Source organism: Halobacillus sp. KGW1 (genome assembly GCF_001592845.1).
In the GTDB taxonomy this organism is placed as follows: Bacteria; Bacillota; Bacilli; order Bacillales; family Halobacillaceae; genus Halobacillus.
Window position 1 is genome coordinate 488,347 of record NZ_LSOC01000002.1, and the last position, 19,199, is coordinate 507,545.

At 47.8% G+C, this 19,199-nt stretch carries 20 protein-coding genes; 12 read left to right on the forward strand and 8 right to left on the reverse strand.

Annotated features, from left to right (window positions below):
* Positions 1–71: 71 nt before the first annotated feature.
* The 8 genes from AXG56_RS03200 (at position 72) to AXG56_RS03235 (ending at position 7,709) form a co-directional block, all read left to right on the forward strand.
* Complete coding sequence (locus tag AXG56_RS03200) at positions 72–1,040, forward strand: ATP-binding cassette domain-containing protein (RefSeq protein WP_062513247.1); 969 nt, start codon at positions 72–74, stop codon at positions 1,038–1,040.
* Positions 1,033–1,812: an ABC transporter permease gene (locus AXG56_RS03205; RefSeq protein WP_008638410.1), complete on the forward strand. Its 780-nt coding sequence runs from the start codon at positions 1,033–1,035 to the stop codon at positions 1,810–1,812. The genes AXG56_RS03200 and AXG56_RS03205 overlap by 8 nt, the downstream gene beginning before the upstream one ends.
* Positions 1,813–1,981: 169 nt before the next feature.
* Positions 1,982–3,001, forward strand: coding sequence for a ribosome small subunit-dependent GTPase A (gene rsgA, locus AXG56_RS03210; protein WP_062513250.1), 1,020 nt, complete (start codon positions 1,982–1,984; stop codon positions 2,999–3,001).
* A 246-nt stretch (positions 3,002–3,247) separates the two neighbouring features.
* A complete protein-coding gene (locus AXG56_RS03215) occupies positions 3,248–4,165 on the forward strand; it encodes a DoxX-like family protein (protein WP_026577572.1) in 918 nt (305 codons plus the stop codon).
* Positions 4,162–5,748: a YndJ family protein gene (locus tag AXG56_RS03220; RefSeq protein WP_062513252.1), complete on the forward strand. Its 1,587-nt coding sequence runs from the start codon at positions 4,162–4,164 to the stop codon at positions 5,746–5,748. The genes AXG56_RS03215 and AXG56_RS03220 overlap by 4 nt, the downstream gene beginning before the upstream one ends.
* Positions 5,749–5,848: 100 nt before the next feature.
* On the forward strand, positions 5,849–6,595 hold the full coding sequence (locus AXG56_RS03225; protein WP_062513254.1) for a class I SAM-dependent methyltransferase: 747 nt from the start codon (positions 5,849–5,851) through the stop codon (positions 6,593–6,595).
* 340 nt (positions 6,596–6,935) lie between these two features.
* Positions 6,936–7,172 carry a hypothetical protein gene (locus AXG56_RS03230; RefSeq protein ID WP_008638404.1) on the forward strand — a complete coding sequence of 79 codons (237 nt, stop codon included), beginning with the start codon at positions 6,936–6,938 and terminating at the stop codon, positions 7,170–7,172.
* A gap of 21 nt (positions 7,173–7,193) precedes the next feature.
* On the forward strand, positions 7,194–7,709 hold the full coding sequence (locus AXG56_RS03235) for a GNAT family N-acetyltransferase (protein WP_026577569.1): 516 nt from the start codon (positions 7,194–7,196) through the stop codon (positions 7,707–7,709).
* Positions 7,710–7,863: 154 nt separating this feature from the next.
* On the opposite strand, the gene glnA is transcribed toward AXG56_RS03235, so the two are convergent.
* Positions 7,864–9,174, reverse strand: coding sequence for a type I glutamate--ammonia ligase (gene glnA / locus AXG56_RS03240; RefSeq protein ID WP_008638400.1), 1,311 nt, complete (start codon positions 9,172–9,174; stop codon positions 7,864–7,866).
* 216 nt (positions 9,175–9,390) lie between these two features.
* Between glnA and AXG56_RS03245 the strand changes: the two genes are divergently transcribed.
* Together AXG56_RS03245 and AXG56_RS03250 are read left to right on the forward strand one after the other, a co-directional pair.
* Positions 9,391–9,786: a hypothetical protein gene (locus AXG56_RS03245; protein WP_062513256.1), complete on the forward strand. Its 396-nt coding sequence runs from the start codon at positions 9,391–9,393 to the stop codon at positions 9,784–9,786.
* A 100-nt stretch (positions 9,787–9,886) separates the two neighbouring features.
* On the forward strand, positions 9,887–10,813 hold the full coding sequence (locus AXG56_RS03250) for a manganese-dependent inorganic pyrophosphatase (RefSeq protein WP_008638397.1): 927 nt from the start codon (positions 9,887–9,889) through the stop codon (positions 10,811–10,813).
* Positions 10,814–10,929: 116 nt separating this feature from the next.
* Here the strand turns inward: AXG56_RS03250 and AXG56_RS03255 are convergent, their stop codons facing one another.
* From AXG56_RS03255 to AXG56_RS03270, 4 genes are all read right to left on the reverse strand, one after another.
* Positions 10,930–11,367, reverse strand: a complete 438-nt coding sequence (locus tag AXG56_RS03255; protein ID WP_062513259.1) for a tripartite tricarboxylate transporter TctB family protein — start codon at positions 11,365–11,367, stop codon at positions 10,930–10,932.
* Between the two features lie 2 nt (positions 11,368–11,369).
* Positions 11,370–12,851, reverse strand: a complete 1,482-nt coding sequence (locus AXG56_RS03260; RefSeq protein WP_062513261.1) for a tripartite tricarboxylate transporter permease — start codon at positions 12,849–12,851, stop codon at positions 11,370–11,372.
* A gap of 17 nt (positions 12,852–12,868) precedes the next feature.
* Entirely contained in the window at positions 12,869–13,978 is a 1,110-nt protein-coding gene (locus AXG56_RS03265) for a hypothetical protein (RefSeq protein ID WP_235601480.1), read from the reverse strand.
* Positions 13,979–14,081: 103 nt separating this feature from the next.
* Complete coding sequence (locus tag AXG56_RS03270) at positions 14,082–14,951, reverse strand: LysR family transcriptional regulator (protein WP_008638388.1); 870 nt, start codon at positions 14,949–14,951, stop codon at positions 14,082–14,084.
* Between the two features lie 128 nt (positions 14,952–15,079).
* On the opposite strand from AXG56_RS03270, the gene AXG56_RS03275 reads away from it, so the two are divergent.
* A complete protein-coding gene (locus AXG56_RS03275; protein WP_062513266.1) occupies positions 15,080–16,240 on the forward strand; it encodes a 2-methylaconitate cis-trans isomerase PrpF family protein in 1,161 nt (386 codons plus the stop codon).
* A gap of 109 nt (positions 16,241–16,349) precedes the next feature.
* On the opposite strand, the gene AXG56_RS03280 is transcribed toward AXG56_RS03275, so the two are convergent.
* A complete protein-coding gene (locus tag AXG56_RS03280) occupies positions 16,350–16,967 on the reverse strand; it encodes a GNAT family N-acetyltransferase (protein ID WP_235601459.1) in 618 nt (205 codons plus the stop codon).
* An 86-nt stretch (positions 16,968–17,053) separates the two neighbouring features.
* On the opposite strand from AXG56_RS03280, the gene corA reads away from it, so the two are divergent.
* Positions 17,054–18,004 carry a magnesium/cobalt transporter CorA gene (gene corA, locus AXG56_RS03285; protein WP_026577563.1) on the forward strand — a complete coding sequence of 317 codons (951 nt, stop codon included), beginning with the start codon at positions 17,054–17,056 and terminating at the stop codon, positions 18,002–18,004.
* A gap of 44 nt (positions 18,005–18,048) precedes the next feature.
* Here the strand turns inward: corA and AXG56_RS03290 are convergent, their stop codons facing one another.
* Positions 18,049–18,432, reverse strand: coding sequence for an SET domain-containing protein (locus tag AXG56_RS03290; RefSeq protein WP_008638380.1), 384 nt, complete (start codon positions 18,430–18,432; stop codon positions 18,049–18,051).
* Positions 18,433–18,533: 101 nt separating this feature from the next.
* Positions 18,534–19,094 carry an FAD-dependent oxidoreductase gene (locus AXG56_RS03295; RefSeq protein WP_008638379.1) on the reverse strand — a complete coding sequence of 187 codons (561 nt, stop codon included), beginning with the start codon at positions 19,092–19,094 and terminating at the stop codon, positions 18,534–18,536.
* Between the last annotated feature and the right edge of the window lie 105 nt (positions 19,095–19,199).

Consider the following 19,199-nt stretch of genomic DNA (forward strand, 5'->3'; position numbering starts at 1 on the left):
TCATATGTATGCGGAACGGGGTATAAGGATAAAGATGAAGGAAAAGGTGAAGAAGGATGGAGGGGTTTGGTATGAATGGAAGAATAGAAGTAGAGCATCTGTCGAAAACATTCAAGAAGGGAAATGTCACCGCGGTGAAAGACGTTTCCTTCCAAGTGGAAGAAGGAGAATTTTTTGCATTTCTCGGACCGAACGGTGCGGGTAAATCCACAACGGTACAAATATTGACAACGCTCATCAATGCATCCTCCGGTAACATTACGGTTGCAGGTCACGATGTCATCCGTGCACCGGAAGAGGTGAGACGTTACATCGGCGTTGCTCTCCAGGAAACGGGAGTAGATCCTGATTTGACCGGAAGAGAGCTTTTGGAACTACAGTCTTATATTTTCGGTTTTGGCAAACAGGACGGGAAGAAGCGCGCGAGGGAACTCTTGGAGATTGTACAGTTGGAAGAAGCAGCCGAGCGTCGTGTAGGCAACTACTCCGGCGGGATGCGCAGGCGCCTTGACCTGGCACTGACGCTTGTCAATGAGCCTAAGATTCTTTTTCTGGATGAGCCGACGACCGGGCTTGATCCGTCGAACCGGATCGCCATTTGGGAAGAGCTCCGCCGTTTAAATGAAGAGAACGGGACGACAATCTTTCTTACTACACAATATTTGGAGGAAGCGGATAATCTGGCTCACCGGCTCAGCATCATTAACAAGGGGGAAATCGTCGCTACCGGGACACCGAAGGAATTGAAGCAGCAGATCGGGGATGATTTGATTACTCTTCGGTTGAAGGACTCCAATCAGGAGGAAGCCGCCCAAGCTCTTCTTCATGACCGGTTGGAACAGAACGATGTCATCAGGAAGGACGGAAATTTACTGATATACGTAGAAGAAGGGACGAAACAGCTGCTGGAAGTCGTCCGTATCTTCGATCAGGAGGGGATCGCAGTGGATGACATCCAGCTTTCTTCTCCGACGTTGGATGATATCTTCCTGAAGATCACGAAAGAGCAGAAGGAAGAAGGGGAGAGAGCACATGGGTAATAATGTATGGAAAGATACATGGCTCCTCACTGTACGCAGTATTAAGACGACGATCCGTAATCCGTTCTCTTTCATTCCAAACTTAATCATTTCTGTCTTTTTCCTGCTCGTCTATGACGGAGGGTTAAGCGGGATCTCCCAGCTTCCTACCTTCGAAGGAGCCAATTATTTAGCATTCATTCTTCCTGTATCCATCGTTTCGGCTGCAATCGGAGGCGCAGGCGGTGCGGGACAGGGGATCGTCAAAGATATTGAGAACGGCTTCTTTTCCAGGCTTCTGCTGACGCCGGCTTCAAGACTTGCAATCGTGCTCGGACCGATCATTGCAGGAATGCTCCAGCTTCTTGTTCAGACAGTATTAATCTTCGGAATCGCCTTCTTGATGGGGCTTGAGGTGAAGACAGGTTTTCTCGGCATGCTGTTTGTCTTGTTGATTGCCATCGGGTGGGGGCTTGCTTTCGCCGGCTATTCTGCGGGGGTCGCGTTAAGAACGAAGAATGCACAGGCGTCTCAGGCGGGAACCTTCATCTTCTTTCCGCTCATCTTCCTGAGCACGACATTCGTACCGTACGACCTTATCGAAGCGCAGTGGCTGAAGGTAGCCGCTGCCATCAACCCGACGACGTATGTCTTTGAAAGCATGCGGACGGTGATGATTGACGGCTGGGTGTTCGGGGATCTGATGAAAGGAGTGATCGCCATCCTTATCGCCTGTGCAATCACGATCACGTTTGCGGCTGTTTCTGCGAAAAAAGCGGTGGCTCGTGGATGATATCAGAAAATTGCCTCCATTCCAACGTTTTCTGATATAATAAAGGAACCAAATAAGTCAGGAGTGATGTTTTATGAAAACGACAAAGCCATTTAACGTAACTTACACCCACCCATATACAAAAGGAGGACATCACTTCTGACGTCCTCCTTACCTTAGGAGGAATCGAATGGAACGGACAGATTTTAATGAATTTTTTCAAGAGCAAGTGAAGGAAGAAGAGCATGCAGGGAGAGTCGTACGCCATACACGCGGTCTGTACACACTGGCGTCTGGAAACGGGGATGTCAGAGCAGAAGTGGCAGGACGTTTTCATCATACCGCTCTTCATGACAGCGATTACCCTGCGGTCGGTGACTGGGTCATTTTTGAGGCGTATGAGAACGGAAGCAGGGGAATCATCCAGAGAGTCCTGGAGAGGAAGACGGTTCTTTCGCGAAAGAAAGCGGGAACAGGGCACGACGAACAGGTGATAGCGGCGAACGTGGATACAGTATTCATCGTTACCTCCTTAACGCTTGAATTCAACGTGAGGCGGATCGAGCGCTACGTCCAGCAGGTATATGAAAGCGGGGCAAGTCCTGTGGTCGTCTGTACGAAAAAAGATTTATGCAGTGATCCGGACGGAAAGACGAGAGAAGTGGAGCAGGTTGCTCCCGGTGTCCCCGTTTATGCCGTAGACAGTCTCAACGGTGTCGGTATAGAGCAAATCCGCCAGTCATTCCGTCCCGGCGAGACCGTCTCTCTGATTGGGTCCTCTGGAGTCGGCAAGTCTACGTTAACGAACGCCCTGATGGGGGAAGCCGTTCAGCACACCCAGTCCGTGCGTTCAGAGGATGGGCGTGGCCGTCATACGACGACACACCGGGAACTCTTTGAAATCCCAGGTGGAGTGTACCTGATCGATACACCGGGCATGCGTGAACTGCAGCTGTGGGGCGAAGATGCAGACCTCGACCAAACGTTCAGCGATGTAGACGCTCTTGGGAACAGCTGCAAGTTCCGCAACTGCAGACATGAAAGCGAACCCGGATGCGCGGTGCGGGCGGCGATAGATTCCGGCGAGCTGTCGGAAGGTCGTCTGAAGAGCTATAATAAGCTCAAGCGCGAATTGAAGCGGCTGGAGTTGAAAGATAAATACGGCACGCATCGGACGAACCGCATGCTGCACGGATCGAATAAACGGTGAAGAATTAATGTCGGGTGAAGAGGGCATGCTCCCGTCCGTTCGCTGAAATTTTCCGTTCCTAATTAGATATATAGTTACAGCGATATTATATTTGTGAAGGAAACGGTTCTTTAAACCTCTTATGTTTCTCACCAATCTGAAAAGATACCTTTAACGAGGTATCTTTTCTTCTTTCCATATTGTCATCGCTTTCAAAGTTTGGAATAATGAGTATGTGCTATATTTCACAATCTTGAGGTGATGACGATGAAGAAGAAATCAATCTATGTAGAAATACCAATCCGTACCTCTATGGATGACCTGTGGAAAGCAAGCCAGGAACCTTCTGTTCATGAACGTTGGGATCTGCGCTTTTCTTCTATTACTTATCTTCCGAAAGCGCAAGGGTCTCCTCAGAGATTTACATACAAGACGAGAATAGGCTTCGGGCTCGATATTTCCGGATGGGGGCAGAGTGTGACAGCGAGAAAAGGGGGAGATGGTGCACGGACATCTTCGCTCCATTTCGGTACAGAGCAGAAACGGTCGATCATTCGGGAGGGGCGGGGTTTTTGGAAGTATGTGCCGAGGCAAGACGGAGGGGTGACGTTCCTCACCCGCTATGATTATACGACCAATTTCGGGGCAGCAGGCCGGCTGTTCGACAGGTTTTGCTTCCGCCCTTTAATCGGCTGGGCGACGGCACTCAGCTTCGATGTCCTGAAGAGGTGGCTGGAAAAAGGGACAGTGCCGGAAGTGCAGTATCGAAATTTTTTCGTTACATGGCTTTCCGCCATCCTATTCAGCTTTATTTGGATCTATCACGGGCTTGTACCAAAACTGATTTTCCAGCATCCTCAGGAACTGGCGATGCTGACATCTGTTCTACCCATTGGAGAAGCCGTGGCTCACCGGGTCATGTCTGCGATCGGAATTGGCGAAGTCGTCATCGGTCTTCTTTGGTTGCTATGCCGAAGGAAGCGCTGGTTGTTCGCCGCTCAGACAGCTGCTTTTCCACTATTGACAATTGGAGCCGTCACGGCTGCCCCGGAATCGCTGACACAGCCATTTAACCCGTTAACTTTCAATCTGGCTCTTTTCGCGCTTTCTTTCCTGGGGTTTTCGTTCAGTAAAGACGTGCCGACTGCGAAATACTGCAGGAGAAGGCAGGTGACGGGGGAATGAAGCCTTGGTTGGTTGTCTCAACGCTGCTGTTTCTTTTAGCCGCCTTCTTTTCCGCAGATCCGTGGTACTATTCGATTCTTACCGCCGCACAAATGATTTATGTCCCTCTCCTCCTTTCAAACAGGCGGCCGGAAGAGGGGAAATCCCCGCTTCTCTTGTACGGAGCGGGTACCGCGGTGGTCATGGTCGCCATTCTTCGGTTGACGGGGGACATGCCGTGGGATGCAGCTCTTGGTCTTTTGTATTTTATTTTTACCATTCTCGTCGCTTTTCATGGCGTTCGCCGAATGGTGCGGCGAGGGTTTACCCATGTCGAAGAGTTTTTCCTTGATGTGGGGTATGTGTATCTCGGTATCGGAGGGTTTTGGTTCTTTGCTTTTGTGGCGGAAATAGATACCGGCTTTTACCCTCTGCTTACATGGCTGACGAGTATTCACTTCCATTATGCGGGATTCATGCTGCTCACCTTTCTCGGGCTTCTCGGCAGAAGGAGGAAATCGCGTTCCTATTATACCGCGGGATGGTCCGTCGTGGCGGCCCCTATCTTGCTTGCGCTCGGCATTTCCTTTTCTCCTATCCTTGAGGTAGCCTCTGTCCTTCTTTATATCGTTGGTATTTATACACTTATCGCTACAGCGTGGAGGACGTCGTTCAAAAATCGGATGCAGGAACTGTTGTGTCGGATTTCTTTTACTTCGCTGGGTGTGACGATTCTCTTTTCCCTTGCTTATGCTCTCAGTCAAGTCATGGATGGGTTTGTCGTGACCATCGAATTTATGATTATGTTTCACGGCGTTATCAATATGGTCGCTTTCGGCTTGTCGGGAGTGTGGGGGTGGAGTCTCGCCTTTCCGGATTCCATGTACCAAGTCCCTCGCTTTCCTGTCAGTAACATAACTGGAGGGTGGCGGATTGGAGAGCATGTTTTGAAAGGGAAGGAAGGTGGAAGGTCCTGCAGCGGCCTTGTCGACGATTTTTCGATCTACGTATCCGAACGGGAAGAAGGGGAGGTCCATCCGGAGATCGTATCCTTTTACGAGCAGACCGATAAATACCGGTTATATTCCCGTGTCTGCTGGCATTGGTGGTTCTATCCCTTCGCTGTTCTCTACCGGGCCGTCAGTACCGTGACAAAGCAGATCAACCTTCCGCTGTCGAGGCAGACGTATGAAATGACGGGGGCTATCCGTTCTGTCTCGGATAAATTAGATGGAAGAGAAAATACTCGTGCCTGGATAAGGAAGGTCAATGAATCCGAGGTGTTTATCGCCTTGTATGCTTCCCATACATCCAGAGGGCAGACGTACATGAACATCTCTCTACCGCTTCCGTTTTCTGCAATGGCAGGCATCTTGGAGGTGAGAAGGGAAAGGGAAGAGCTCGTTCTCACTAGTGAAAAGGGGAACCCGGAATCGGATGCCGGCACGTACCTTATTGTTCGCGGCCGCCCCATCGTTCTGCCGCTGACGGAGCATTTTCGCGTGAGCCATGAAGAGAACGGCGTCCTTTGTGCTGTTCATACGATGAGAATGTTCGGTCTTCCGTTTCTCACCATCCATTATCGAATTAATAGAAAGGGATGAATCTATGTACAGCCGAATACCAGATACATAACAATACCAGCGGGCACGCGCACCTCCTGGAGGATAGAATCGTCCACAAAATAATAGAGGAGGCGCAAAGATGAATTTTAATGATTATTTAAAAGAGGTAGACCGGCCTTTCCATGGATGGGATTTCTCTTACATTACCGGGGCAGGAAGAATGCAGAGCGGACTGCTGCCATGGTCGTATGGATCGATGGCCAGGAACTTCCTCCATGGCGCACGTGCTGCACTCGATATGGGGACCGGAGGAGGCGAGTTTTTGGAAAAGCTCCTTCCGTTTCCGCTGTATATGGCTGCGACAGAGGGGTATGCACCTAATTACCCGCTGGCAAAAGAACGACTGGAGCCACACGGAGTGACGGTGGTTCCTGTCGAGAATGACACGCTTCCCTTCGAAAACGCAAGCTTCGATCTTGTACTGAATCAACACGACTCTTACGACCTGGGAGAGGTGAAGCGTGTATTGAAGCCTGGAGGGATATTTCTTACGCAGCAAGTAGGAGGGGTGGATTGTTCCGGCATAAACGATCGACTGGAGGTTCCTGTTAATGAGGAGTACGCTGGGTGGTCCCTGCAAACGGCTGAAAAACCCTTTCAATCTCCTGAATGGGAACTGATTGCGTCAGGGGAAGCTCATCCGACTCAGAGGTTTTATGATATCGGAGCGCTGATCTACTATTTGAAAGCCATACCCTGGCAGGTGCCTGATTTCACAGTGGAAAAATATAGAGAAGAGCTGCTCTCTATTCACAAGGAAATGAGTAATAACAAGTCTTTAGACGTCAGACAACATCGGTTTTTCATCGCTGCCAGGCTGCTTTAAAAAGTTTGTTAATTATTTTTTTAACTTTTTTTCTGATGTTTTTTTCCGGAATTGAAGGAGTGTTTTTCCTCCGATTTTTTTTCGTGCATACCATTGCATGCTGTAATCCTTCACCCTTGATTTCACAAGGGTTTGAACGCTGTAAAGTGATAAAACATACCCCTTATCCTCTGAAGGATAAGGGGTTTTTTTACTGATTTGAAGCGTTTGCACAGGGTGTTATATTTCGTGGAACGAAGTTGTTTTTTGTCAAATCGCTATTGTTTTATTGTCTTAATTTTGCAATAATTACTTCTAAAGAAATTGGACATTTGGTAGTAAATGAAGGAGTAGGAACGCAATGAAAAATATGAAAACGATGTGGATGGATGAACAGAAGGAAGTCGGAGTTGTGGAATTGCAGGATGAAGTTTTCGGAACCTCTTATCATCCGGTAATCTTCGTCGATGTAGAGGAAAGAGAGTTTAAGGTCATCAACAATCTTTGGTACACGACTTATCATGGGGCGAGGCAGTTCTTTCGCTCGAAGACGAATACATATGTCGTGACAGGCCGAATGAAAAAAGTACGCAGTTGAAGAAGGGGCGGTTCGGTAGATATGGTGGAGGTACGGAAAGCGGATGGTTCCAATGTAGCGGACATTATTCGTGTCTGTGAAGCTGGCTATCGGGAAACATACAAATCGTTGCTGGAGAAAGAAGATATTGAGCAGGTGATTGAAGAATTTTATAACGCAGACCGGATTGCGCGGGAAGTTCGTGATATTTCCGATGAATGGAACGGGTGGTTTGTGGCTGTCGATGAGGAAGGGACTGTCGTCGGTGCCGGCGGGGGAGGAATGACCGGATCTGAAACGGCAGAACTCTTTGTGCTCTACCTTGATCCTGAGAGAAAGAGGGAAGGCATCGGAGGCAGACTGCTTGAAGCTATCACCGAGGATCATATTGCTCGTGGTGCATCGGAGCAATGGGTCTCTGTAACGAAAGGGAACGAGATGGGCATTCCCTTTTATGAGAAATCCGGCTTTGTTTACAAAGGGGAGCGGCCGTCTCATAAGCTTCCTTCAGAAAAGTCCTATATTTCGTTGCGGTATCGAAGAGAAATAGGTAAATAAAGCAGGTGGAACAGCCCCGCATCGGCGGCGGCTTTTTGTTTACACGAAAAAGAAGCTGTTCTTGTATCATGAAATACTATCCATTTCTTGCTTGCTTATATTTCCCGATAAAATAAAAAGAAGCAGCCTTACAAAAGGCTGCTTCTTTTTGGTGTTATCTATTCATATACATGTCTACTTCCCACTGGCTGACCTGCAGGGAGTATTCTGTCCATTCTTTTTCCTTCTCTTCGATATAAGCTTGGGATGTGTGATCGCCAAGTGCGTTCAGAAGGATTTCATCTTTCTTCAAAGCAGAGATAGCTTCTTTCAAATTCGTAGGAAGAGTAGGCACGCTGTCATCCGTCACTTCGTAAAGGTTACGAGTTTCTGCGTCGCCTGCGTCCATTTCCTTACGGATACCTTCAAGACCTGCCTGGATCAATACAGCAAGCGTCAAGTAAGGGTTAGCCGTCGGATCCGGGTTGCGGACTTCGAAACGCGTTCCTTTACCACGTGTTGTTGGTACGCGGACCATACAACTACGGTTGGAGTGGGACCAAGCTACACTTACAGGAGCTTCATAACCAGGAACGAGACGCTTGTAGGAGTTCACGTTCGGGTTCGTAATTGCTGCAATTCCGCTTGCGTGATGCAGAATTCCTGCGATGAACTGTTTCATCGTCTTAGACACGCCGTCTTTCGCATCTTCATCGTAGAACGCGCTGTCTCCATCACGGAACAAGGACAGGTGGCAGTGCATTCCGGAGCCGTTCTCGCCTGCGATCGGTTTCGGCATGAATGTCGCGTGGTAGTTATGGTTTGTTGCAATATCCTTTACAACGTTCTTAAAGGTTTGGATGTTGTCTGCTGCTTTCAGCATGTTATCGAAACGGAAGTTGATTTCGTGCTGTCCCATCGCTACTTCGTGGTGGGAAGCTTCCATCTCGAAACCGTACTTCTTAAGGGTGCGTACGATATCACGGCGTACCTTGTCTCCTTTATCTTTAGGAGAAGCATCGAAGTATCCGGCGCGGTCGTTCATCTTACGAATCGGATAACCTTCATCGTTCAGTTTGAACAGGAAGAATTCCGGTTCAGGACCGACGTTAACGGTATAGCCTAAATCCGCTGCTTCTTTCATAGCACGTTTCAGGATGTAGCGAGGGTCTCCTTCGAATGGAGTGCCGTCCGGCTTGTAGATGTCACAAATGAAGCGCGCGCTGCGATCTTCATCGACCATAGATGGAAGTAGTAGGAACGTATCCAAATCTGGTACAAGATACATGTCACTTTCTTGGATTGCAGAGAAACCGGAGATGGAAGAACTGTCGAACATCGCTTCGTTGTTCAGCACCATGTCCAATTCATCTATCGGCAGTTCTACGTTCTTAGTATCCCCTAGCATGTCTGTGAACTCTAGTAGGATGAATTCTACGTTATTCTCTTTGACTTCCTGCTTGATCTGTTCTTTTGTGTAAGTCATACAATACCCTCTCTTTATCTTTTTTTATGAGTCTTCCATCCCTGATCATGCATCGGATAAGAACCTCAAAATGTCTATGTAAGGAATTCTAACACATAATGTCGTGAAATCTCAAACATCTTTTTGACAATTCCCTTAATTTTTTGTCGTAAACGTCTTTTCAGCGATTTTTATTGGAACGGATTCATAGAGTGATAGAAAAGGAGGAGATGGATAATGGGAAGGTATCAGGCAATCATTTGGAAAGCAGCTGTTTTCTTCTTTTATTTATGGCTGGTTTCTTTTATACAATCGAAGCTTCAGACGCTGGCGGCAGAGTCGTTTATTGTTTACCCTTATATAATCTTCGGTCAAACGGCTTATATTCCTGCCGGTTTTCTGTTGAAATTTGAAAAAATAACACAATGGAGGAAGAAAGACGTCTTATGGAGGTGGAATAGGAAAGGGGTGGGGGTGATCACTCTTTGCCTCTATTTTCTATTAGTTCCTTTCGTGCTTCCTCTGCCTGCGCTGCTTCCCGGAGTCCTTGTTACCAATCCGTCTGCGAGTCCTGTCGTCCAAATGGTGGCCGGATATGCCGCTGCGGCATGTTTTCTGAAGGAGCGCCGGTAATCATTTTTCCTATAGGAGAAGTTGGACTCTTCCGGTATTCTATTTTATAATCGAAAAGACGTAATGCTTACATACTTCGATTATAGAAAGGAAGATTATTTTGGCTAAAACTCTAGTTTTCGGTCACAAGAACCCGGATACGGACACGATCTGTTCTGCACTTGTGTATGCGGATCTGAAAAAGACGATTGGGGAAGACGCGGAAGCCGTCCGCCTCGGTGAAGTAGGGGGAGAGACACAGTTTGCCCTTGAACAATTCAATGTGGAGGCGCCTCGTTTCGTAGAACGTGTATCCGACGAAGTGGAACAGGTTATTCTTGTCGATCACAACGAACGCCAGCAGAGTGCCGACGATATTGATGATGTCCAGGTGCTTGAAGTGATCGACCACCACAGAATCGCGAACTTCGAGACGAAAGGCCCTCTTTATTATCGTGCAGAGCCTGTCGGATGTACGGCAACGATCTTGAACAAGCTTTATAAAGAGCACGGAAAAGAAGTGCCGAAACAAATGGCCGGACTGATGCTTTCTGCGATCATTTCCGACTCTCTCTTGTTTAAATCCCCGACATGCACAGAGGAAGACCGTAAAGCGGCGGAAGAGCTTGCTGCCATCGCAGGTGTCGATGCGGAAGAATACGGCCTTCAAATGCTGAAAGCCGGAGCTGACATCAGCGACAAAACAGCAGAGCAGTTGATTTCTCTTGATGCGAAGGAATTCTCTATGGGTGATAAGAAAGTAGAGATTGCTCAGGTGAATACGGTTGACACGAACGATGTGCTTTCCCGTAAAGGTGAACTGGAGCAGGCGATTGAAAAAGTAACAGCGGATAAAGGGCTTGATCTCTTCGTCCTTGTTGTTACAGACATCCTTGAAAGTGACTCCACCGTCGTAGCAGTAGGCGAAGCGACAGACGCGGTAGCGAAAGCATTTGACGTAACGCTTGACGGTAATCAAGCCGTCCTTCCTGGTGTCGTCAGCCGTAAGAAGCAGATTGTTCCACCTTTGAATACGTATTTCGGATAAAAAAAAGCGCGGTCCTTCTATAAAAGGGCCGCGTTTTTTTATCGGATTACAGGGAGAGAAGGCTCCGGGAAGCATAGTACATTTCTGATGCGTCCTGGACCAAAAGGAGCACTCTGTTATAAACCAAGCAGGCTTTCCGGCCAGGCAATTTTCATGAAACTACTGAGAACGATCAAGGCAACGATTGTAATCCCCGTTGAGTACGCCGCCTTGCCGATGGTGAATCGGGATTCCTTTACTAGAAAAGTCATCAGGAAGACCGCGGAAGCTGCCAGCACTCCGATGATGTAAATCAGTATTACATATCCTACAATCCAGGCGAGATAAATAAGCGGCTGGACAATAAGAACTTTCTGATGCTTCTTATCTTTCTGCTTTACATATTTGATGATTTCAGAGCAGAGGTACAGTCCGGTGACGATGCTTCCCGCTGTTGATACGTAAATGGGAAAAAACTGAGCAAGCCTTGAGAAAGAGAGTGCTGTGATGGCAGCCCAGGTAAATAATGCGAATAAGAAAATAGTAAAAGCGATATTCAACTTTTGTTTATCCATGCTTACACACCTTCTTTCTGAATGCGGCCGCTGATTCTTTTCATTACAGAACCGCCTGTAAGTAATACGACGATCAGGACCGCCAGTGCGATGACGATCGGGTTGCTGATCCATTCCCATCCATAACGTTCAATGGAAATCCAGTAGTACCTTTCTGCGGAAATGGCCAGGACGAAGCCGATCAAAAGCGGCGGCCGCGGCCAGTCGAGGATTGTCATGACATATCCGAGCAGTCCAATGACAAGGAAGGTCACGATATCTCCCCATGCGAAGTTGCTTTGATAGGCCCCGATTAATAATAGAATGACCAGGAAAGGAACCAGCTTTTCACCCGGAATAAGACTGATTTTTGCAATGGGACGGATGAGTACCATACACATCAGCGCACCGACAATATTTGCAATAACAAGTGTCCATACAATGGAAAGCGTGACGGGGAGGTCGTTTGTCAACATTCTCGGACCTGCCTCCAACCCCATTAGAATCAATCCTCCAAGTAAAATGGCTGTCGTTCCGCTTCCTGGGATGCCGAAGAGAAGGGTAGGGATGAGAGAGCCTCCTTCTTTGGCGTTGTTAGCACTCTCCGGAGCGATGACTCCCCTGATATCTCCTTCCCCAAAATTATTGTTCTTCACGGTTTTCTTCCCGGCTCCATAAGCGAGCCAATCGACGACGCTCCCGCCGAGTCCGGGAATGAAGCCGATGAGGCTCCCGAGGACGGCACTCCGAAAGATAAGGAACTTATTGCGGAGGCCATCCTTTACCCCTTCCAACACGCCGCCTTGTAATTTGCCGGTATCTGATACGCTGCCTTTATCCGTCAGCATAGTGATGAGGATGGGGAATGCAAAAATGGCAAGCGCAACAACTGGAAGAGAGAGTCCGTTTGATAAATATAGAAAATCGAAAGTATAGCGGTATTCTGTGATGGCCGGGGCGCTGCCGACAGAGCCTATTAAAAGTCCGAGAAGACCGGACATCGCTCCCTTAGCTGGAGAATCGCCAGCCAGAAGGCCGGCCATGCTTAAACCAAGCATGGTCAGCATAAACAGTTCCGGGGAAGAAAAGCTCGTGATGAGAGGAGTAGCAAAAGGGATAGCGGCGTAAAGGGCAATTCCTCCGATGACGCCTCCGATCATCGAACAGAACAAAGCTGCCCCCATGGCACGTGCTGCCTGGCCTTTTTTCGCGAGGGGATATCCGTCCATGATGGTTGCCTGAGATCCCGATGAACCAGGTATACCGAGCAGGACCGAAGGGAAGGTGTCCCCGGTGTGGACAACAGCGACCATTCCGATTAGTAACGCCATGCCGATGTAAGGGTCCATTCCGAATATAAACGGAAGGAGAAGGGACATCCCGACGGTACCTCCGAGCCCCGGAAGCAATCCTACAACAATACCGAGACCAATTCCGAGAACCATAAACAGCATACGGGAAGGGTCAAGGACAATATGCAAAGCTGACACTGCACTTTCCAACATATGGACACCTCATCTCTTCATAATTTTTTCACATCAACTCCGTGTTCGTGCAGTAGGAAGTCATAGATCCAGTCGATCATTTCCGGAGTAGTGTTTTCTTCTAAACTGGTAATTCGTTGTTTCAATTCTTCATTTGTATATAGCTCGTAGTCTTCAAGAATTTCCGCTGACTCCTTCAGGAAATCTTCATCAGATTTCAAACGATCCGCCGCTTCTTCCAGTTCTTTTTTGGTAGATTCGGGGGCATCCTCGTGGACCCAGATGACTTTCTGTAGCGTGTAAGTCGCATTCAGGAAGTGTTTGTAGGCGTTCCAGTCTTCCCCGGACGGTTCCTTTCCATATAGATCTTCATAGGCTTCCTTCACAGTAGGGAGATCAGGAAACTGCGGGTCGCGTACGACGTTGCCTTTTTCATCAATCTGTCCAAGGCTGTAGAGTGGTACAGCACTTCCTTCTTCCACTCTTGGTTCTATATTCCTCTTATAAGCGGTGGTCGTCTGAAAATCGATATTGCTTTCCCCTTGCTCGAATGCCACTCTGGCAGGTCCTCTTCCTTCATACCCGAGGACAGCCTTCGCATCCATTCCCAATACCTCAAAGGAAATCAAGGTAGTGAGGTCGAGCCCCGTCGGTGACATGCCTGCAAAGTAAAGCTTCTCATCCAGTTCATTCAGATCTGATGCGCTCTCTATTCCAAGGGAGTCGGATACATAGACGACAGCCCCGGTAGGAGCGCCGATGATGGGGTTTAAATCTTCGAAGTTGTATTTTACAGATGATTGACCCAGAAGAAGCGGGATGTGTGTGGAGGCACTTGTCGTGATGAGGTTGCTCCCGTCTCTGTCATAGGAAGTGATGTATTCGTTGGCGCCTGTGATGCTTCCTCCACCGGGGATGTTCTCCACCTGGATACTCGGCTTCGATTCTATATGAGAAGCAAGTGGGTTCGACATATATCTTCCGAAGACATCTGTGCCGCCTCCGGAGTTATAGGGAACTACCATCGTCAAAAGATCTGTTCCGATGCCTTCCTTATCCGAAGTTGATAGCTGGGACTGACCGAGCGTGAGAGAAGAGCATCCGGTTAAGCATAAGGCGCATATGCATATAAAAGTAAGCGCATACATTTTATTCACTGTTCGTCCTCCTTTTTATGTGGTTGGCATAAGGTTATAAAAAAACAGGACATAAGTAAAATAGCGAAAAATTATGAGGTTAAATAAATTTTTTTTATAATTTAACTTTTTGCTGGCTCATGAGGAAGTCGATGAAGGCTTTGACAATGTGAAGCTTCAAGTAGTCCGGCCTGTACATTAACCATGTATCCCGCATGACAGGTTCCCCGTTCTTATAATGAAGCCCTTCTGTGTACAGCTGATCGGATGGACGGAGACAGATTTCCGGTACTACCGCAAACCCGAGGCCGTGCTTGACCATTTCTTTACTCGTTTCCTGACGATCCACTTCCATTGGAGAGTACGGGGACTGGGAAAAATGATTGTTCCACCACTTCGTAATGAGCGACTGCAGGGAATTATCTGTCTTGTAGTTAATAAACGGGAGGCTCGGTAAATCCTCCACAGCGACTGCGTCTTTGGAAATGATATGGAGCTGTTCCTTAATGAGCAGCTGTTTTTCGCCTTCCCAATCATAATCTCCTCTCAAAATGCCGAGGTGGATATGGGACCGGCTCAACAAATTCTTAATTTCAACACTCCATCCTGTTTGAACGTCGAATTGAATGTTCGGGTATTGCTCCGAAAATTTCTTTAAAAGAGCAGGGAGTTTATATTGGGCGAAGTTACTGGAAACACCGATTCTTAACGTGCCCCGCACCTCTTTACCAATGTTCATCAGTTCATCGGACAAGGTCTGCAGCTCTTGGAGCTGTCTTTTTGCATAGGCGACGAGGTGTTCTCCTTCCGAGGTGAATGCAATGCCTGTCTTCGTGCGGAAGAAGAGTTTTGCTTGAAAGGTATCCTCCAGCTGTTTTAAACGGTAACTCAAGGCTGGTTGAGATATGAACAGCGCTTCGGCTGCTTTGGTCAAGCTTTTTCGTTCATCTACAGCACGCAGGATGTCCCAGTCTTTTTGATCCATGTCGAGCCTCCTGTTATAAAATATTTTTATCTGATAAGATCGAAATTCGTGATTTTTCTTATGGTGACTTCCATTGTACGCTAGAACCAACCTGATCACAATAGTATTCCTGGAGGAGAGGATAGCGTATGTATAAAGTTCCGGTGACTCTTATGCGAGGGGGAACGAGCAAAGGTGTATTTATTTTGAAGGATCACATGCCTGCCGATCGAGAAGAGTGGGAGCCGTTTCTCCTCGATATCATGGGGAGCCCCGATCCCAATCAAATCGATGGATTGGGAGGGGCAAATTCTCTTACAAGTAAAGTGGCGATCATCAGTAAAAGCACCCATCCGTTCCATCACGTAGACTATACGTTCGCGCAAGTCAGTCTTGACAAACAAGTCGTAGATTTTAATGGGAATTGTGGCAATATCTCATCCGCTGTCGGACCATATGCAATCAGTAAAGGGATGGTGGATGTCCTTGAGCCGGTTACGTCGGTTCAAATATGGAACACAAATACGAAGAAGCTGATAAGTGCGGAGGTGGAAGTCGAAGGCGATAAAGTCAAGACGGAGGGAAGCTACGAGATTCCGGGCGTCCCTGGAAGTGGATCGCCGATTTTTCTTTCCTTCGAGAAACCGGAAGGGGCCGTTACTGGGAGAATTTTTCCTTCCGGAAAGCCTAAAGATTACGTTGCGTGCTCTTATGGTACCATTCCTATTTCCATTGTGGATGTGGCCAATCCGCTCGTGATGGTAAATGCTGCTCACGTCGGTCTCGCAGGAGATGAACTACCGGATGATTTTTCCAGTGAAACATTAAAGAGGTTGGAGGAAGTCCGTTCGATAGCAGCTGAGCTTTGTGGGTTCTCAGCGAAGGAGGATGCTTCTGACCAATCACCTGCTGTACCGAAATTGACTATTGTAGCCGAGACTTCTAAGTACACGGATATCCAGGGAATTACTCATGAGAAAGAGTACGTTGACGTGCTTGTTAGAATGATGTCAATGCAGAAGCCGCACAAGGCCCTGGCTATTACAGGGGCCGTCTGCCTCTCTGTTGCAAGCAGATTGACCGGTACCGTGCTCTCTGATCTGGCAATCCGGTCGCAGGATTCCCTTCGGATCGGACATCCTGGAGGCGTTCTGGAAGCATATATTACCGAAGATCCGGATGTCCGGGTGAAAATCGGAAGGACGGCGAGGCTCTTAATGGAGGGAATCGTTTATACAAAAAAAGATTATGAAATAAAGGCAAAAGCCGATTCCCGGCTGTTATCCACCTTCCTCCATGAGTCTATTTAAATAAGAATTCAGTAAAAAGAGGACCCCGCAATTCGTGGAGTCCTCTTTTTATTCAGAAGAAAATCGTTGTTTTCGATGATTGTAAAAGATAGATGATCCTGTCTTGATTCTATAGAACCATCCGTCTATTCCATTCTTCCCTCAGGATTCCCATCCGAATCGAATCGTAGTAGGCGCCTTCATAAATTCGGCACTTACGCATTCTGCCTTCGACTTTCATTCCCAATTTCTCGCCGACCCGCATCATCCGTTCGTTTCTTGACCATGTCGTGAGCCCGACCCGTGCGAGCGGGAGATGACGGAACAAGTGATCGATCCACAATTCCAAAGCCTCGGAACCGTAACCGCCGTTCCAGTAGTGCGGGTCATAGATGCCGATACCGACTTCGAGCCAGAGGGAAGGCTTGTGTTCCCAGTAATAGGTGACGGTACCGATGATTCGGCCTTCGACTTCTATAATTAATCGAGAGTCCGGTTCTCCATTCTTCAGCCTTGCTTTTCTTGCGTGCTCGTGGCTGCGGTAGCTTTCCAACGTGTGCGGCTCCAACGGGTAGTAAGGAGCGTCCCACTTCTTCCACTCCGGCTCGAATCCTTGATAAATCAAGTCATAAAGGACGGGAATATCCGTATCCTCGATGCTTCTCAAACGTACGAGCCGTCCTTGTATATGCAGTGCTTTATCCGTATCTGCCATGCCCGCATCCTCCGTTCTTTCCTTTTTTTCCATCGTACCACATCCTGACGGCCCTGTTTGAAGGAATGTTGCAGAGGGTAAAGAAAAAAGGTATCGTACATAAATGGCAGGTGATAGCAATGATAAACATTATGGCTTACTCCAAAGAGAAGGGGATGCAGGAAGGAATACCGATGCAGGAGCTGCGGTCTGAGACTTGGGACTGGTACTGGGTGGATTTCGAAGAGCCGACGAAGGAAGAAATCGGGATGCTGGAAACGGAATTCCATTTCCATCCGCTCGCCATCGAAGACTGTCTGCAAGGGTTGCAGCGACCGAAGCTGGATTATTACGACGACCATACTTTTTTTGTCATCCACTCGGTCAGTCGAATGGAGCTTGAGAAGAAGGAGATCGATATCTTCCTTGGTGACTGCTCGATCGTAACCTTTCATAAAGAGAAAAACGATCCGCTTGAACAGGCGAAACGGATGGTCCGACGCGTAAAAGATTACCAAGAGGTCGATGAATATTTCGTGTTCCACCAGATTCTCGATAAGGTCGTAGACAATTATTTCCCGATCATCTATAAGATTGAGGATCACATCAATGATATCGAGGACAATACGAAGAACCTTTCCATGGAGCGGTTGCTGGAGGAGCTGTTTGATCGCAGAGGGGAACTTTTGACGCTGCGTCAAACGGTACATCCGATGCGCGACTTACTGTATCGTATTTTGAACTCCCACCATTTGGACGGGGTTTTTGACCGGAGGGAATACTTTGCTGATATCCACGATCATTTGGTCAAAGTGGCGGACATGATCGCTTCCAACAGGGAGATGACGCAGGATATCCGGGACAGTTATTTATCCTTAAACTCCCATGAAACGAACCGGACGATGCAGATCCTTACGGTTATTTCGGTCATCTTCATGCCGCTGACCTTTATCGTAGGCGTGTATGGGATGAACTTCTCAAACATGCCGGAATTAAGTACCACATACGGTTATCTGGTTGTTTGGATCATCATGATCAGCGTTGCGGTAGGGATGTACATCTGGTTCCGTAACAAAGGATGGTTTGATTAATGCTTTCAAAAAAAGGCCGGGGTCACGTGTCCCCGGCCTTTTTCTTATTCTTCTTCTTTGTCAAACCATAGAAGCTCCTGCTCATCTACGAAACCATTATAGTTGATGAACACTTCTTCTCCTTGTTTAATGTCCTTATAAGCATAGAAATCGAACGTATGCTGCTCGAAGTTAATTTTATAATTGGCATTCGGTTCGTAGGAGTGATTGAACATCATTCCATAACCGAGCAAAAAGGCGGTATGGTTCTCCCCGTATTCAAAGGCATAGTCGGCAAGACGCGTCTTTTCAATATGCACGTGTTCGCTGTTGGGGTAGGGGATGACGGGCGCTTCGTGGATCAGTTCGTCTTTGGCAATGTCGCGGGTTGCAAACATTCCTCTGTTCAACTCCTCATCCTCGAAACGGGATGTACGTACTTCAATCATTATTTTCACCTGCACTTTCCCATAAAACATTACGTTACAAGTGTGACAGGTCTAAGCAAATAAAGCAAATGGATGACGGGCTGCTCCCGTTATCCGCACTTTTATTCCAATACATCATGGTCGACGTAGCGCTTTCCATTCAGGGCGCTGATAACGTTGACCGCTACTTTTGCTCCATCTCCTGCAGTGATGATGGTATGGACACTTGCGCCTGCTGCGGTCCCTGCCGCCCAAACTTTAGGCATCGATGTGTGCCCGTTTTCGTCTGTTTGGATTATTTTTGCGACCCGGGGCTCGGTGCCTTTTATAATGTCTACGCCAAGATTTTCCGCTGCCTTGACGGACATGCCAGTTGCAAAGATGATGTGTTCGACTTCGTAGGAGCGGGTTTCGGTTTGAATCTCATGTGCTTCGCCTTTAGTGACAATTCCGTTTACGGTTTCCGATACAATCTCTGCTCCGAACTTCGCTGCCTGGGCCTGTCCCTGTTTCAAGAGGTCCGGCCCTTTGATTCCGTCCACTCCGTAATGATTTTCCACCCAGGCCATCTTCGTTATGCTTTTTCCGTGATCGAATACGACTGTCTTCTTGCCTGCTTTGGCGGTGAAAAGTCCGGCACTTGCGCCTGCCGGGCCACCGCCGATAATGGCGACATCGTACATGAAGCAACCCTCCTTATCCTATTACTGCTTTCATTATATCTAAATATTCCGACTTTTTTAAGTGGTTGTGTATACTCTTGTTGCTTTCTCTTGTGAAGTGCTGTA